Raw genomic sequence first — 12512 nt, forward strand, 5'->3', positions numbered from 1 at the left:
GCATGAAAAATAAAAGCAAAAGGAATGTTATGGATAATCTTGGTAAGTCCCTCCTCTGGATCGCGCTGGCGCTCCTCGGCGCCTTCTCGCTCGGCTACATCGCCCTGAACCGCGGCGAGCAGATCAATGCGCTGTGGATCGTCGTCGCGGCGGTGTGCGTCTATCTGATCGCTTATCGCTACTATGGGCTCTATATCGCCAACCGCGTGCTGGGGGTCGATGCCACGCGCATGACGCCGGCGGTGCGCCACAACGATGGCCTGGACTATGTCCCGACCGATAAGAAGGTGCTGTTTGGCCACCACTTTGCCGCGATCGCCGGCGCCGGTCCGCTGGTCGGCCCGGTGCTCGCCGCCCAGATGGGCTATCTGCCGGGCATGCTATGGCTGCTGGCGGGGGTCGTACTGGCCGGCGCGGTGCAGGATTTTATGGTGCTGTTTGTCTCCACCCGCCGCGACGGTCGCTCGCTGGGGGATCTGGTGAAAACCGAGATGGGCAACACCGCCGGGGTGATCGCCCTGGTGGCCACCTTTATCATCATGGTGATCATCCTGGCGGTGCTGGCGATGATCGTCGTGAAGGCCCTGACCCATAGCCCGTGGGGGACCTATACCGTCGCCTTTACTATTCCGCTGGCGATCTTCATGGGTATTTATACTCGTTACCTGCGGCCGGGACGCATCGGTGAGGTGTCGATCATTGGCCTGGTCTGCCTGATCTTTGCCATCATCTCCGGCGGATGGGTCGCCGAAAGTCCGGTCTGGGGCCCCTATTTTGACTTTAGCGGGGTTCAACTGACCTGGATGCTGGTCGGCTACGGCTTTGTCGCCTCGGTGCTGCCGGTATGGCTACTGCTGGCGCCGCGCGACTACCTCTCCACCTTTCTGAAGATCGGCACCATCGTCGGGCTGGCCATCGGTATCCTGATCATGCGCCCGACCCTGCAGATGCCGGCGCTGACCCGCTTTATCGACGGCAGCGGGCCGGTCTGGGCCGGGGATCTGTTCCCCTTCCTGTTTATCACCATCGCCTGCGGGGCGGTCTCCGGCTTTCACGCCCTGATCGCCTCGGGAACCACCCCCAAAATGCTGGCCAATGAAAATCAGGCCTGCTTTATCGGCTACGGCGGCATGCTGATGGAGTCCTTTGTCGCCATCATGGCGCTGGTCGCCGCCTGCGTCATCGATCCGGGGGTCTACTTTGCCATGAACAGCCCGCTGGCGATCCTGGCGCCGGCCGGCAGCGCCGACGTGGTGGCTTCCGCCGCCCAGGTGGTCAGCAGCTGGGGCTTCCACATCACGCCGGATGCCCTGAACGCCATCGCCAGCGAGGTGGGCGAACAGAGCATTATCTCCCGCGCCGGCGGCGCGCCGACGCTGGCGGTCGGCATGGCCTATATTCTGCACGGCGCCCTCGGTGGGCTGATGGATGTCTCCTTCTGGTATCACTTCGCCATCCTGTTTGAAGCGCTGTTTATCCTGACCGCCGTCGATGCCGGCACCCGGGCGGCGCGCTTTATGCTGCAGGATCTGCTGGGCGTGATCTCGCCGTCGCTGAAAAAGACCGACTCGCTACCGGCCAACCTGCTGGCGACCGCGCTGTGCGTGCTGGCCTGGGGCTACTTTCTCCACCAGGGTGTGGTCGACCCCCTCGGCGGGATCAATACCCTGTGGCCGCTGTTCGGCATTGCCAATCAGATGCTGGCGGGCATGGCACTGATGCTGTGTGCCGTGGTGCTGTTCCGCATGAAGCGCCAGGCCTACGCCTGGGTCGCCCTGCTGCCGACCGCCTGGCTGCTGATCTGCACCATGAGCGCCGGCTGGGAGAAAACCTTCAGCGCCGATCCGCGGGTCGGCTTCCTCGCCATCGCCAACAAGTTCCAGGCGATGATCGACAGCGGCGCCATTCCGGCGCAGTACACCCAGTCGCAGCTGGCGCAGCTGGTCTTTAACAACCGCCTGGACGCCGGGCTCACCCTGTTCTTTATGGTGGTGGTCGTGGTGCTGGGGCTGTTCTCCCTGAAAACGGCGCGGTCCGCGCTGCGTAACCCGCAGCCCAGCGCGCATGAGGTGCCCTACCAGGCCATGACGCCGCCGTCGCACGGGGATCATCGGTTGCCTGAGCATCAGCGTCAGGCGTGAAGGTGGCCACGCCGCGTCGGTACAGCGCGCCGACGCGGCGCAACGAAGGAGGCGCTATGTTCGATACCCTGGCCAAGGCCGGTAAATACCTCGGGCAGGCGGCCAAGCTAATGGTCGGCGTGCCCGATTACGATAACTATGTCCAGCATATACGGCTGACGCACCCCGAGCAGACGCCGATGAGCTATGAGGACTTTTTCCGTGAGCGCCAGGATGCCCGCTACGGCGGCAAAGGCAGCACCCGCTGCTGCTGAGCGACGGCGCGCGGCGTTATGTATCCGCGGGGCGCCTGCGCGCCCCGCCAACCCGGGAGAGACCATGCAGAGCCCCGTTTCCGTTACCCTGTTGACCGGCTTCCTCGGCGCCGGCAAAACCACCCTGCTCAACCACTATCTGCGCAGCGGCCCCGATCGGCGCCTGGCCATCGTGGAGAATGAGTTTGGCGCCGTCAACCTCGACGGCGCCCTGCTGGAGGCCGACGCGTCGGTGTCGGTCACCGAGCTCAGCAACGGCTGCCTCTGCTGCAGCGTGCGCGGCGAGTTCAGCGCAGCGCTGAGCGATCTGCTGGCCCAGCGCCGCGCCGGGCAGCGCCAGTTCGACCATATCATCATCGAAAGCACCGGCCTGGCCGATCCCGCGCCGATCGTGCAGACCTTCTTTGTCGAGCCCGCGCTGCGCGATGCCCTGCGTCTGGACGCGGTGATCGCGCTGGCCGACTGTCAGCACCTGCCGCGCCAGCTGGACGAGCATCCCGTCGCCGCCGCCCAGTTGGGCTTTGCCGATCGCATCCTGCTGACCAAGGCCGATAGGGTCGACGAGGCACAGCGCGAGGCGGTCATCGCCCGGATTCGGCGCATCAACTCGCGGGCCGAGCTGTATCAGGTCGAGCGCGGTATCTGTCCCGCGGCCCTGTGGCTGGATCTGCACGCCTTTACCCTCAGCGACGATCTCAGCGTCTCCCGCGGGCTGCATATCGTCACGGCGCACGCCGCGGCGGCGCCGCGCTTTCAGCCGTTCCGCGCCGCGGCGGCCCCTTCCACCGCGGTCGATGACGCCATTCAGGCGCATCTGCTGGAGGGGTGAGAGCTGGATCTTCAGCGTATCGGCGCCTTTATGGCGCAGTGCGTCGAACGCCACGGCAACGATATGCTGCGCTATAAGGGGGTATTGGCCATCGCCGATCAGCCTTGCCGCCTGGTGGTACAGGGCATCCATCGGGTGGTCGGCTTTGACTATGGCTCCCCCTGGCCGCCCGATGCGCCGCGTCGCTCCCAGCTGGTGATCATTGGCCGTCATCTGCCGATAGCGACGCTGCGGGCCGAGTTTAACGCCGCCCAGGGCGGTGAAGGCGCAGCGTGACGCTCCCTGCGGACGCAGAGGCTCAGGACGATGCTAGGTATTCAGGCACAAGCGCGGAGGAGGAGAAACGGCGCAGAGATATAAATATATTGAATTAAATAATGCCGCCTATGTCATTAGGCTCGCTGGCATAGGCGGCATGGGAAACGTCCGAAGACTGTGCGGGAGGTTAAATCAACCTTTACCTGTTTAATAAACCGTTACTCCTTAATGGCACGCTCCACCATCCACGCCAGCGCATATGCGATCATCAGCAGAGGAATATTAATAAATACGTGATACCAGCTATTCATTTCACCCCAGGCCATTGAACGCACCAGGCTCATTCCGAAGAAAAAAACCACTGTAAACAATAAAGTATAATCACCATGCCCACGATAGACCGGCATGAGAGCCCAACGCATCGAACCACGAAAACCAGAATAAATTGCCGTCAACATAATATTTCTCCTTGGATTAAACAGAACCTATACCTTTTGGTTCTAAGACGACTCATTAATCTCACGATAAAATGTGGCGTTCAAGTCAAAACCCAGAAATTAACGCTGACAATAGAATTTGTCGTAATCGGCTTATAGTTATAAGTTTTGCTAATTATGGAATTTTATGCAGATCTCCTGTGCGAATATTCTACAACGTCGCCGATGTAATCCGCTTCTCAGCCTCCCCCGCCGCATAGATGTGGTAAAAACGTGCGTAAATAAGCATATCCATAGGTGTACGCCAGCGCGTACGCCGACGACCAAAGAAATGCCGACGACGCTGGCGGGTTGCAACGCATTTCACAAATCTATATGTTCGCTAAAGTAATAATGATTACACTAAATAGTGTTCCGCGCAGCGTCGGAACACCGCCTCTCGTCAGCGCGGGCCGCACGCCGCGTCAGACGAAGGCACGTCGGGTCGGCGTCGGTAGGAAGAGGGGAAAAAACAATAAATTATCTCTATCTTCCCCTAGGCACCCCGCGGACATCGCGGCGGCGCACCACCGCGCCGACACTCGTTTTTTTAACGCACGGTACGTTTCTGCGTTTCGGACCGGGGAGCACCCGCCATCCGTGGCGATGTCGCCTCCCGCCGACGATTCATTCGAGGCTACACATGCAACAGTTTCTCTGCCGTTATGACCGTATTCTCACCCTGAGAGAGGAAAACACCGGGAAAACCACCGCCAGCAAAGAGCAAGGCGCCTTTGTCATCAGCGCGGAGTCGCGCCCCAAGGCGATGATGAAGGCCAACGCTCGCCTGGCGGCGATGATCGATCTGCATAACACCTACCATTTGACCAGCGTCGACTGCTGTACCGCCTAGCGCTCCGTCCGGGCGCCGCGGAGAAGTGCTGTCCCGACAGGCCGTGCGCAGCCCGGCTTGGCGGTGAGGCTACGCCGGAAAAAAGGTCGCAGCGAGACGCTCCGCGACCTGCATCTTGCCTCTGCCATTCGGCGCCTAAAGTGTGTAGAATAATCGAACATTATTAAGGCAATAGTTCCGCATAACTCACTAACTAAAACGAGGTTGATGTGTTAGAAAGCTTTGGCGTACTCAATATCTGGACGTATGTCCTGGGTGCGATATTCATCATTCTGGTCCCCGGTCCCAATACGCTGTTCGTCCTCAAGACCGGGATCACCGGCGGTATCCGTGAAGGGTATAAGGCCGCCAGCGCAGTGCTGATCGGCGATGGAGTCCTGATCTTCCTGGCCTATTTAGGGATCGCGTCGCTGATCCGCTCCTCCCCGTTTCTGTTTAACCTGATCAAAATGCTCGGGGCGCTCTATCTGCTCTATCTGGGGATCAAAATCCTCTACTCTGCCCTGCGCCACACCCCGCGTCAGGCCAGCGAGGAGCACGTCGAGGTGAGCCATACCTTCCGTAAGGCGCTGACGCTCAGCCTGACCAACCCTAAGTCGATCCTGTTCTATGTCTCCTTCTTCGTGCAGTTTATCGACCTGAACTACGCCCACACTGGGCTCTCGTTTTTGATCCTGGCGACCATCCTGGAGTGCATCAGCATCTGCTACATGACGTTTCTGATCTTCTCCGGCGCCGCGCTGGCCCACTTTTTGGGACAGAAACAGCGTCTGGCCCGCCTGGGGAACTCCATGGTCGGCCTGATGTTCCTTGGCTTCGCCAGCAAACTGGCCACCGCCACCGCCTAACGACCGCCTCACCGCCGCCCGGCGAAGACCCGATCTTCGCCGGCCTCCTCCATATTCTCTCCCCATTGCCGCCATTATTACGCCTGGAAACACCTAGCTGGCATTTCTTTACAAAACAACAAGAAGCCTTAGTTTTTGTATAAGTCTCTCTATTTTTGTTCCGCTACTATGGAGACAGGCACACACAACGCCAGCGATGAGGGACACCCAATGACAACCCAGGGACAGCACCAGCTGTTGGTCGACGCATTAATTCAGTGGATAGAGCAGAATCTGGACAAGCGTATTCTGATCGACGATATCGCCGAACGGGCGGGTTATTCCAAATGGTATCTGCAGCGCCTGTTTAAAGAGGTCACCGGCTACAGCCTGGCCGCCTATGTGCGCAAACGCCGCCTGATCCGGGCGGCGGTGGAGCTGCAGCGCAGCAATAAGAAGATTATGGAGATCACGCTGCAGTACGGCTTTGATAGCCAGCAGACCTTCAGCCGGGCCTTTAAGCGCCGCTACGGCACCTCGCCCGGCAGCTATCGCCAGCAAACGGACGGCGAGCACCGCGTTGCGCTATCGCTCGCCTAATGTCCGTACGCCCCATCGCGGCGGGCGTCATCGGCCCGCCACCGCGCCTTATTTGATCTGCGCGTCCATCACCGCCGGCTGGGCCTGCCAGATACGGTACTTCACCTGAACGCCCTGCGGCACATAGACCACCAGCGGCAGCTTGCTGTTGTAGCGCTGCAGCGCGCTATCGCCTAAGTGAACCGTCACAAACGCCGGATGACGCTGATTATCCGGGCAGGCCATCAGCGTACCCATCGGTCCGCTGACCTTATCCATCACCAGGTAGTCGTATCCCCACCCCTGCAGGGTCTTGCTCTCCAGCTGCCCCATCAGGCGCTGGCGGTTACAGTCGACCTGCAGCGTTTTACCGATCAACAGCTCAACCCGCAGCGCCGCTTCATCGTCGCGCGGCGGCAGATAGATAACCTGACGCGTCATGCCCTGTTCGGCCTGAGGATAGGGTGCCACCTTATCCAGCGGCTGACGGCTGAGATCCGCCGAGCCGGCCCAGGCGCTCACGGAAGAAGCGGCTAGCATCATGCCCGCCATCATCATAGAGAATGTCTTCATCATCAAATCCTTATTTATCCTGTGCGCGATGCGCCAAACGGGTAACAGCCTACCACATCGGCATGCGCGCTCCCCATAGGCGCATTCTGACAAACAGGGGCAGCGCGCGGCGTCGGCCGTGCGACAACGCGCGCGCGCCGCCGTGCCCCGAAAAAAAAACGGCCCCGCAGGGCCGTTCGTTTACTCATCGACGCCTTTACTGCGCAGGTACTCTTCGTAGCCGCCGCCAAAGTCCACCACCTTCTGCGGGGTGATCTCCACGATCCGGGTCGCCAGCGAACTGACAAACTCACGGTCGTGGGAGACGAAGATCAGCGTTCCCTGATACAGCTCCAGCGCAATGTTCAGCGCCTCGATCGACTCCATGTCCATATGGTTGGTCGGCTCATCCATCACCAGGACGTTGGGGCGGCGCATCATCAGCTTACCGAACAGCAGACGCCCCTTCTCACCGCCGGAGAGCACCTTAACCGACTTTTTGATGTCCTCTTGGCTAAACAGCAGACGACCGAGGAACCCGCGCACGGCCTGCTCGTCATCGCCCTGTTGGCGCCACTGGCTCATCCAGTCGAACAGGGTCATATCCTGTTCAAACTCATACTCGTGATCCTGCGCGTAGTAGCCTATCTGGGCGTTTTCAGCCCACTTGACGCCGCCGGCGTCCGGCGTCAGATCGCCAACCAGGGTTTTCAGCAGGGTGGATTTACCGACGCCGTTGGTCCCCAGCACCGCCAGCTTCTCGCCGGCCTCCAGCAGCAGCTTCACCCCGCTGAACAGCGGGCCGTTATCGAAGCCTTTGCTCAGGTCCGTCAGCTCCAGCGCGTTGCGGAACAGCTTTTTCTCCTGCTCGAAGCGGATGAACGGGTTCTGACGGCTAGAGGCCTTCACATCGTCCAGCTTGATCTTATCGATCTGACGGGCGCGCGAGGTAGCCTGACGCGACTTAGAGGCGTTGGCGCTAAAGCGACTGACGAACGACTGCAGCTCGGCGATCTGCGCCTTTTTCTTGGCGTTGTCCGCCAGCAGGCGCTCGCGGGCCTGGGTGGCCGCCGTCATATAGTCATCATAGTTGCCCGGGTAAATGCGCAGCTCGCCGTAGTCCAGATCGGCCATATGGGTGCACACCATATTCAGAAAATGGCGGTCATGGGAGATGATGATCATGGTACTGTTGCGCTCGTTCAGCACCGTCTCCAGCCAGCGGATAGTATCGATATCCAGGTTGTTGGTCGGTTCGTCGAGCAGCAGGATATCCGGATCGGAAAACAGCGCCTGCGCCAGCAGCACGCGCAGCTTCCAGCCCGGCGCCACTTCGCTCATGGTGCCATAGTGCTGTTCGACCGGGATGCCGACGCCCAGCAGCAGTTCACCGGCGCGGGCCTCGGCGCTGTAGCCGTCCATTTCACCGTAGGCGACCTCCAGATCGGCGACGCGGTATCCCTCCTCTTCGCTCATCTCCGCCAGCGCGTAGATACGATCGCGCTCCTCTTTCACCGCCCACAGCTCCTGGTGCCCCATGATGACCGTATCGATCACGCTGTATTTTTCAAAGGCGAACTGATCCTGACGCAGCTTACCCAGACGCTCATTCGGATCCAGCGCGACGTTCCCGGCCGTCGGCTGCAGATCGCCGCCGAGGATCTTCATCAGCGTAGACTTTCCGCAGCCGTTGGCGCCGATCAGACCGTAGCGGTTTCCACCGCCAAATTTGACAGAAATATTCTCAAACAGCGGCTTACTGCCAAACTGCATGGTGATGTTGTTACTTATCAGCACAGCGCAATCTCAATAGGTTAACGTGATTTTGTTCACATTATGCCACAAACGCAGCACAAATGTCGTCCACTGCGCGGCGCGATGGCGCCCCCCCCCCCCGCCGCGCTCGCGGGAGACCCGCGCCCCGCCGGCGTCCACGACATATTTCGTGTGCGACCAATAAGCGATCGGACAAAATAAAAAAGATTATTCTCTGCGACAGCGCCAATAGCGTCGCACTCAATTAATAATTAGCATATATTTACGGGGCAGCTCATTAATACTTTCTATTTAGAATAAAAAGAAAATAAAATTTATTACACTGACGGCAAAACATTAATCACTCCGCGCAAATAGTAACCCGCGGGCTTTATATTTAATCACCACACCAAAATAAATATACAGATATATCTGCATAGCTATTCAAAGGGATATATGATAATTAATTTGCGTTATGGCAAGATGAAAGTCTTTCTTTTATCTAAAGTATCGAATAAAAAAATAAATCGGCGTTTATCCGTATTCACTTTCCGTATTTTGCTGATGGGCCATGCCCTTTTCACGCATGACGAAAAGCGCATCGACCACCGGCGCGCGACGCGCCCCGGACGGAGCCGCCTATGCGTATAAATCTGGAGGTGCTGCTGATCCTCGATGCGCTTGATCGACACGGCAGCTTCGCGGCGGCCGCCCAGTCGCTGTATAAAACCCCCGCCGCCCTGAGCTACATGGTACAAAAGCTGGAAAGTAACCTGAATCTACAGCTGCTCGACCGCAGCGGCCACCGCGCGCGCTTTACCCGCGCCGGGCGCATCATTCTGGAAAAGGGGCGCCGCCTGCTGAACGAGGCGCAGGAGCTAGAGCGCCAGGCGACGCTGCTGGAGTCGGGCTGGGAGATGGAGATGTTCATGGCGCTGGAGGGCTATATCCTGCCGCACACCCTGCACCCGGTGATCGATGCCTTCATTCAGGCACACCGTCATACCCGCCTGCACCTGATGCCCCATGCGCCGACGCAGAGCGGAGCAGGCGGCGAGCGCGGCGCCATGGCCGATATCATCATTGGCACGGCCCCCCAGCTGCCGGAAAACGGCGGCTACACCTATCAGAGCCTGGGCTATATCGATACCCTGCTGGCGGTGGCACCCGACCATCCCCTGAACCGCTGCGCGCACCCGCTGACGCCACAGCAGCTCGGCGAGCAGCGAACCATCGTGATGGGCGACAGGCTCGCCGTCAGCCCCGCCGCCGCGGGGCAGGAGACGCCGCAGCATATCGTGGTCTATGACGCGGCATACCAAATCAGCCTCTTGCTTAGCGGCGCGGGGGCCGGCTACCTGCCGCGACACGCCGCGCGCCCCTACCTGACGCAGCGGCGCCTCTGCGCGCCGCCCCTGGCGTTTACCCCCCCGCGCGAGGTGGCCTACGTCGGCTGGCGCCACGCCAAGGCCGGACGCGCCGTGCAGTGGTGGCGAGAACGCCTGCTGAATGGCGACCTTCATCCCACGTTGTTTGGCGATTAATGGCGTCCGTTTTATCCTACCGCAGAACGGTCAATGCGACTCGTTCTGCGCTGGGATCGCCACGTTATCCTTACACGCCACATTTAATTAATTAGCTAAACCATTAAAGTTTTTACACTATCAACCGACAGTAATAGCACACCTTTTTCCGGCCTCGGTACCTCTGCGCGCCGGACATTGACTCCATTACTGCTCACGACAGGTTAGATATGTTTGAACGATTGAAAATTTCACGGGGACTGATGGCCGTTCTGGCCCTGTTCTGCGGCCTGCAGATCTTTTCCGGCATCTGGAGTCTGCGCGATGCCTCCAGCACCGACACCCGCCTCGATCAAATCTCCAGCGGCTTCAACCAAATTATGGCGATGGACCGCGCCTATGCCTCCATTACCCAGATCCGCGAAGAGATCATGAAGGATGCCCTGGCGCTGAGCGCCCACAGCGATGAGGGCAACGCCCGCGTCTCCCTCGGCAACCTGCTGCAGAAGCTCAGCAACGTCGATAAAGAGATGGAGAACTTCTACAGCCTCTCCCTCAGCAGCGGCCACGATAACGGCCGCGCCGAAAAAGTACGCGGTCTGTATGGCAAAGCGCGCGCCGATCTGGTCTCGATGATCGAATGCCTGCAGAGCAACGATATCGCCGGCTTTCAGAGCGTGCTGAAAAACCACTCCAGCAGCGGCTTTATGTCCTCTCTGGATGAGGCCTCCGACTACGTCGCCAACCAGATCATCAGCCCGGCCTCCCAGGCAGCGGCGGCCAACTACCGCCAGATGATCCCGCTGACCATCGGCTTTATGATCCTGTTCCTGGCGATGACCGCCCTGGTGCTGTACTGGGTGCGTAACCACATCATCGCCCGTATCCAGCAGGTGATCGCCTATCAGGCCGAGATTGCCCACGGCAACCTGGCCATCGATATTCAGGCGCGCGGCGATAACGAAGTCAGCCAGCTGATGCAGGGGCTGCGCCATATGCGCGACGAGCTGGCCCACATGGTCGGCGCGGTACGCGCCGGCACCCAGAATATCTTTACCGGCGTGCAGGAGATTGCCGCCGGCAACAACGACCTCTCCAGCCGTACCGAGGAGCAGGCCAGCTCGCTGGAGGAGACCGCCTCCAGCATGGAGCAGATCTCCAGCACGGTGAAAAACAACGCCGACAGCGCCCGCGAGGCCACCGACCTGGTGCAGAAGGCCTCAACCATCGCCGTCAACGGTGGAAAGATCACCCGTCAGATGGTCAGCACCATGACCGAAATTGCCGAAAGTTCACGTAAAATTGGCGATATTACCGGCGTAATCGACGGCATCGCCTTCCAGACCAACATCCTGGCGCTGAACGCCGCGGTCGAAGCCGCCCGCGCCGGTGAGCAGGGACGCGGCTTCGCCGTCGTCGCCGGCGAAGTGCGCAACCTGGCGCAGCGCAGCGCGCAGGCCGCCAAAGAGATCAAGGGGCTGATCGACACCTCGGTAACCCGAGTCGATCAGGGCAATCAGCTGGTGGAAAACGTCAGCCATGCGATGGAAGAGATTGTCACCTCCGTGAACCACATCTCCGACACCATGCAGGAGATCTCCTCTGCCTCCGAAGAGCAGAGCCGCGGCATTGCCCAGATAGCACTGGCGATCAATGAGATGGATAAGGTAACCCAGCAGAACGCCGCCCTGGTGGAGCAGTCCGCCGCCGCCGCCGGCGCGCTGGAGGATCAGGCCGACCGCCTGAACCAGACCGTCTCCCAGTTCCGCACCAACGACCAGGAAGAGAAGGCGCCGGTCAGTGCCAAGCCCGTCGCCGCACCGGCGACGCCGGCGCCGTCCGCCAAGGCGGCCGCGGCCTCCCGCAGCGACGACGACGCCAACTGGGATCAGTTCTAATCCTTGAGACGATCGGCAGGGAGCGGCGCCTGGGCGCCGCTCCTCTCACTCCTCTCCCCGCCTTGCCCAGCGGCAAAACCGGCGTCCGCTCGCACAATTAACGCCGCACCGGCAATCGCCGAGTGATCGCAGCGCCGCTTTGCCCTACCATAGACGCCATCCTTTTTCTCGACGAGATAAGCGTATGGCTATCATTCCCAAAAACTATGCCCGATTGGAAAGCGGCTACCGCGAACAGGCCCTGAAGCTGTTTCCCTGGGTCTGCGGACGCTGCGCCCGCGAATTTGTCTACTCCAACCTGCGTGAGCTAACGGTGCACCACCTCGATCACGACCACACCAACAACCCCGCCGACGGCAGCAACTGGGAGCTCCTGTGCCTCTATTGCCACGATCATGAGCACGAAAAATACACGGAGGCCGACGCATTTGGCACCCGCGTAGTCGCCGGTGAAGATGCGCAGCAAGAGGTGGGCGTAGCGACCTACAACCCGTTTGCCGACCTGAAAAGCCGCCTAAACGGGAAAAAATAGTCCCAGCCGGGGTGACGCCGCCGCGTAACCCCGGT

13 protein-coding genes are annotated in these 12512 nt (G+C 60.0%); 10 read left to right on the forward strand and 3 right to left on the reverse strand.

From position 1 onward, the window contains the following. The first annotated feature begins 29 nt into the window (after positions 1 to 29). The 4 genes from cstA to L1P05_RS12000 all read left to right on the forward strand — a co-directional run bounded on the left by cstA (position 30) and on the right by L1P05_RS12000 (position 3500). Complete coding sequence (cstA, locus tag L1P05_RS11985; protein WP_012849336.1) at positions 30 to 2141, forward strand: pyruvate/proton symporter CstA; 2112 nt, start codon at positions 30 to 32, stop codon at positions 2139 to 2141. Between the two features lie 56 nt (positions 2142 to 2197). Continuing rightward, positions 2198 to 2395 (forward strand): YbdD/YjiX family protein, encoded by a 198-nt coding sequence (locus L1P05_RS11990; protein ID WP_012849337.1) that lies wholly within the window; start codon positions 2198 to 2200, stop codon positions 2393 to 2395. A gap of 64 nt (positions 2396 to 2459) precedes the next feature. Beyond that, positions 2460 to 3224, forward strand: a complete 765-nt coding sequence (locus L1P05_RS11995) for a CobW family GTP-binding protein (RefSeq protein ID WP_012849338.1) — start codon at positions 2460 to 2462, stop codon at positions 3222 to 3224. Between the two features lie 30 nt (positions 3225 to 3254). Beyond that, complete coding sequence (locus L1P05_RS12000; RefSeq protein ID WP_012849339.1) at positions 3255 to 3500, forward strand: GTP-binding protein; 246 nt, start codon at positions 3255 to 3257, stop codon at positions 3498 to 3500. A 200-nt stretch (positions 3501 to 3700) separates the two neighbouring features. Here L1P05_RS12000 and L1P05_RS12005 read toward each other — a convergent pair whose 3' ends face one another. Beyond that, the gene (locus L1P05_RS12005; RefSeq protein ID WP_012849340.1) at positions 3701 to 3940 is read right to left on the reverse strand and encodes a hypothetical protein; all 240 of its coding nucleotides are present in this window, start codon (positions 3938 to 3940) and stop codon (positions 3701 to 3703) included. A 661-nt stretch (positions 3941 to 4601) separates the two neighbouring features. Here L1P05_RS12005 and L1P05_RS12010 point away from each other — a divergent pair. The 3 genes from L1P05_RS12010 to L1P05_RS12020 all read left to right on the forward strand — a co-directional run bounded on the left by L1P05_RS12010 (position 4602) and on the right by L1P05_RS12020 (position 6238). After that, complete coding sequence (locus L1P05_RS12010; protein ID WP_012849341.1) at positions 4602 to 4811, forward strand: hypothetical protein; 210 nt, start codon at positions 4602 to 4604, stop codon at positions 4809 to 4811. A gap of 209 nt (positions 4812 to 5020) precedes the next feature. Then, complete coding sequence (gene leuE / locus L1P05_RS12015) at positions 5021 to 5659, forward strand: leucine efflux protein LeuE (protein ID WP_012849342.1); 639 nt, start codon at positions 5021 to 5023, stop codon at positions 5657 to 5659. 210 nt (positions 5660 to 5869) lie between these two features. Then, complete coding sequence (locus L1P05_RS12020; RefSeq protein WP_012849343.1) at positions 5870 to 6238, forward strand: helix-turn-helix domain-containing protein; 369 nt, start codon at positions 5870 to 5872, stop codon at positions 6236 to 6238. 48 nt (positions 6239 to 6286) lie between these two features. On the opposite strand, the gene eco is transcribed toward L1P05_RS12020, so the two are convergent. Together eco and L1P05_RS12030 are read right to left on the reverse strand one after the other, a co-directional pair. Continuing rightward, positions 6287 to 6790, reverse strand: coding sequence for a serine protease inhibitor ecotin (gene eco / locus L1P05_RS12025; RefSeq protein ID WP_015683427.1), 504 nt, complete (start codon positions 6788 to 6790; stop codon positions 6287 to 6289). Between the two features lie 180 nt (positions 6791 to 6970). After that, on the reverse strand, positions 6971 to 8566 hold the full coding sequence (locus tag L1P05_RS12030) for an ABC-F family ATPase (protein ID WP_012849345.1): 1596 nt from the start codon (positions 8564 to 8566) through the stop codon (positions 6971 to 6973). Between the two features lie 599 nt (positions 8567 to 9165). On the opposite strand from L1P05_RS12030, the gene L1P05_RS12035 reads away from it, so the two are divergent. From L1P05_RS12035 to yajD, 3 genes are all read left to right on the forward strand, one after another. Further along, entirely contained in the window at positions 9166 to 10068 is a 903-nt protein-coding gene (locus tag L1P05_RS12035; RefSeq protein WP_012849347.1) for a LysR family transcriptional regulator, read from the forward strand. 209 nt (positions 10069 to 10277) lie between these two features. After that, complete coding sequence (locus L1P05_RS12040) at positions 10278 to 11945, forward strand: methyl-accepting chemotaxis protein (RefSeq protein WP_012849348.1); 1668 nt, start codon at positions 10278 to 10280, stop codon at positions 11943 to 11945. A gap of 184 nt (positions 11946 to 12129) precedes the next feature. Next, on the forward strand, positions 12130 to 12477 hold the full coding sequence (gene yajD / locus L1P05_RS12045) for an HNH nuclease YajD (protein ID WP_012849349.1): 348 nt from the start codon (positions 12130 to 12132) through the stop codon (positions 12475 to 12477). Positions 12478 to 12512 lie beyond the last annotated feature (35 nt).

This window comes from Edwardsiella piscicida (assembly GCF_021733145.1).
Lineage (GTDB): Bacteria > Pseudomonadota > Gammaproteobacteria > Enterobacterales > Enterobacteriaceae > Edwardsiella > Edwardsiella piscicida.

Coding starts and splice junctions, on each gene's coding strand:
- cstA (WP_012849336.1), top strand. CDS start 30: ATGGATAATCTTGGTAAGTCCCTCCTCTGGATCGCGCTGGCGCTCCTC.
- L1P05_RS11990 (WP_012849337.1), top strand. CDS start 2,198: ATGTTCGATACCCTGGCCAAGGCCGGTAAATACCTCGGGCAGGCGGCC.
- L1P05_RS11995 (WP_012849338.1), top strand. CDS start 2,460: ATGCAGAGCCCCGTTTCCGTTACCCTGTTGACCGGCTTCCTCGGCGCC.
- L1P05_RS12000 (WP_012849339.1), top strand. CDS start 3,255: ATGGCGCAGTGCGTCGAACGCCACGGCAACGATATGCTGCGCTATAAG.
- L1P05_RS12005 (WP_012849340.1), bottom strand. CDS start 3,940: ATGTTGACGGCAATTTATTCTGGTTTTCGTGGTTCGATGCGTTGGGCT.
- L1P05_RS12010 (WP_012849341.1), top strand. CDS start 4,602: ATGCAACAGTTTCTCTGCCGTTATGACCGTATTCTCACCCTGAGAGAG.
- L1P05_RS12020 (WP_012849343.1), top strand. CDS start 5,870: ATGACAACCCAGGGACAGCACCAGCTGTTGGTCGACGCATTAATTCAG.
- eco (WP_015683427.1), bottom strand. CDS start 6,790: ATGAAGACATTCTCTATGATGATGGCGGGCATGATGCTAGCCGCTTCT.
- L1P05_RS12035 (WP_012849347.1), top strand. CDS start 9,166: ATGCGTATAAATCTGGAGGTGCTGCTGATCCTCGATGCGCTTGATCGA.
- L1P05_RS12040 (WP_012849348.1), top strand. CDS start 10,278: ATGTTTGAACGATTGAAAATTTCACGGGGACTGATGGCCGTTCTGGCC.
- yajD (WP_012849349.1), top strand. CDS start 12,130: ATGGCTATCATTCCCAAAAACTATGCCCGATTGGAAAGCGGCTACCGC.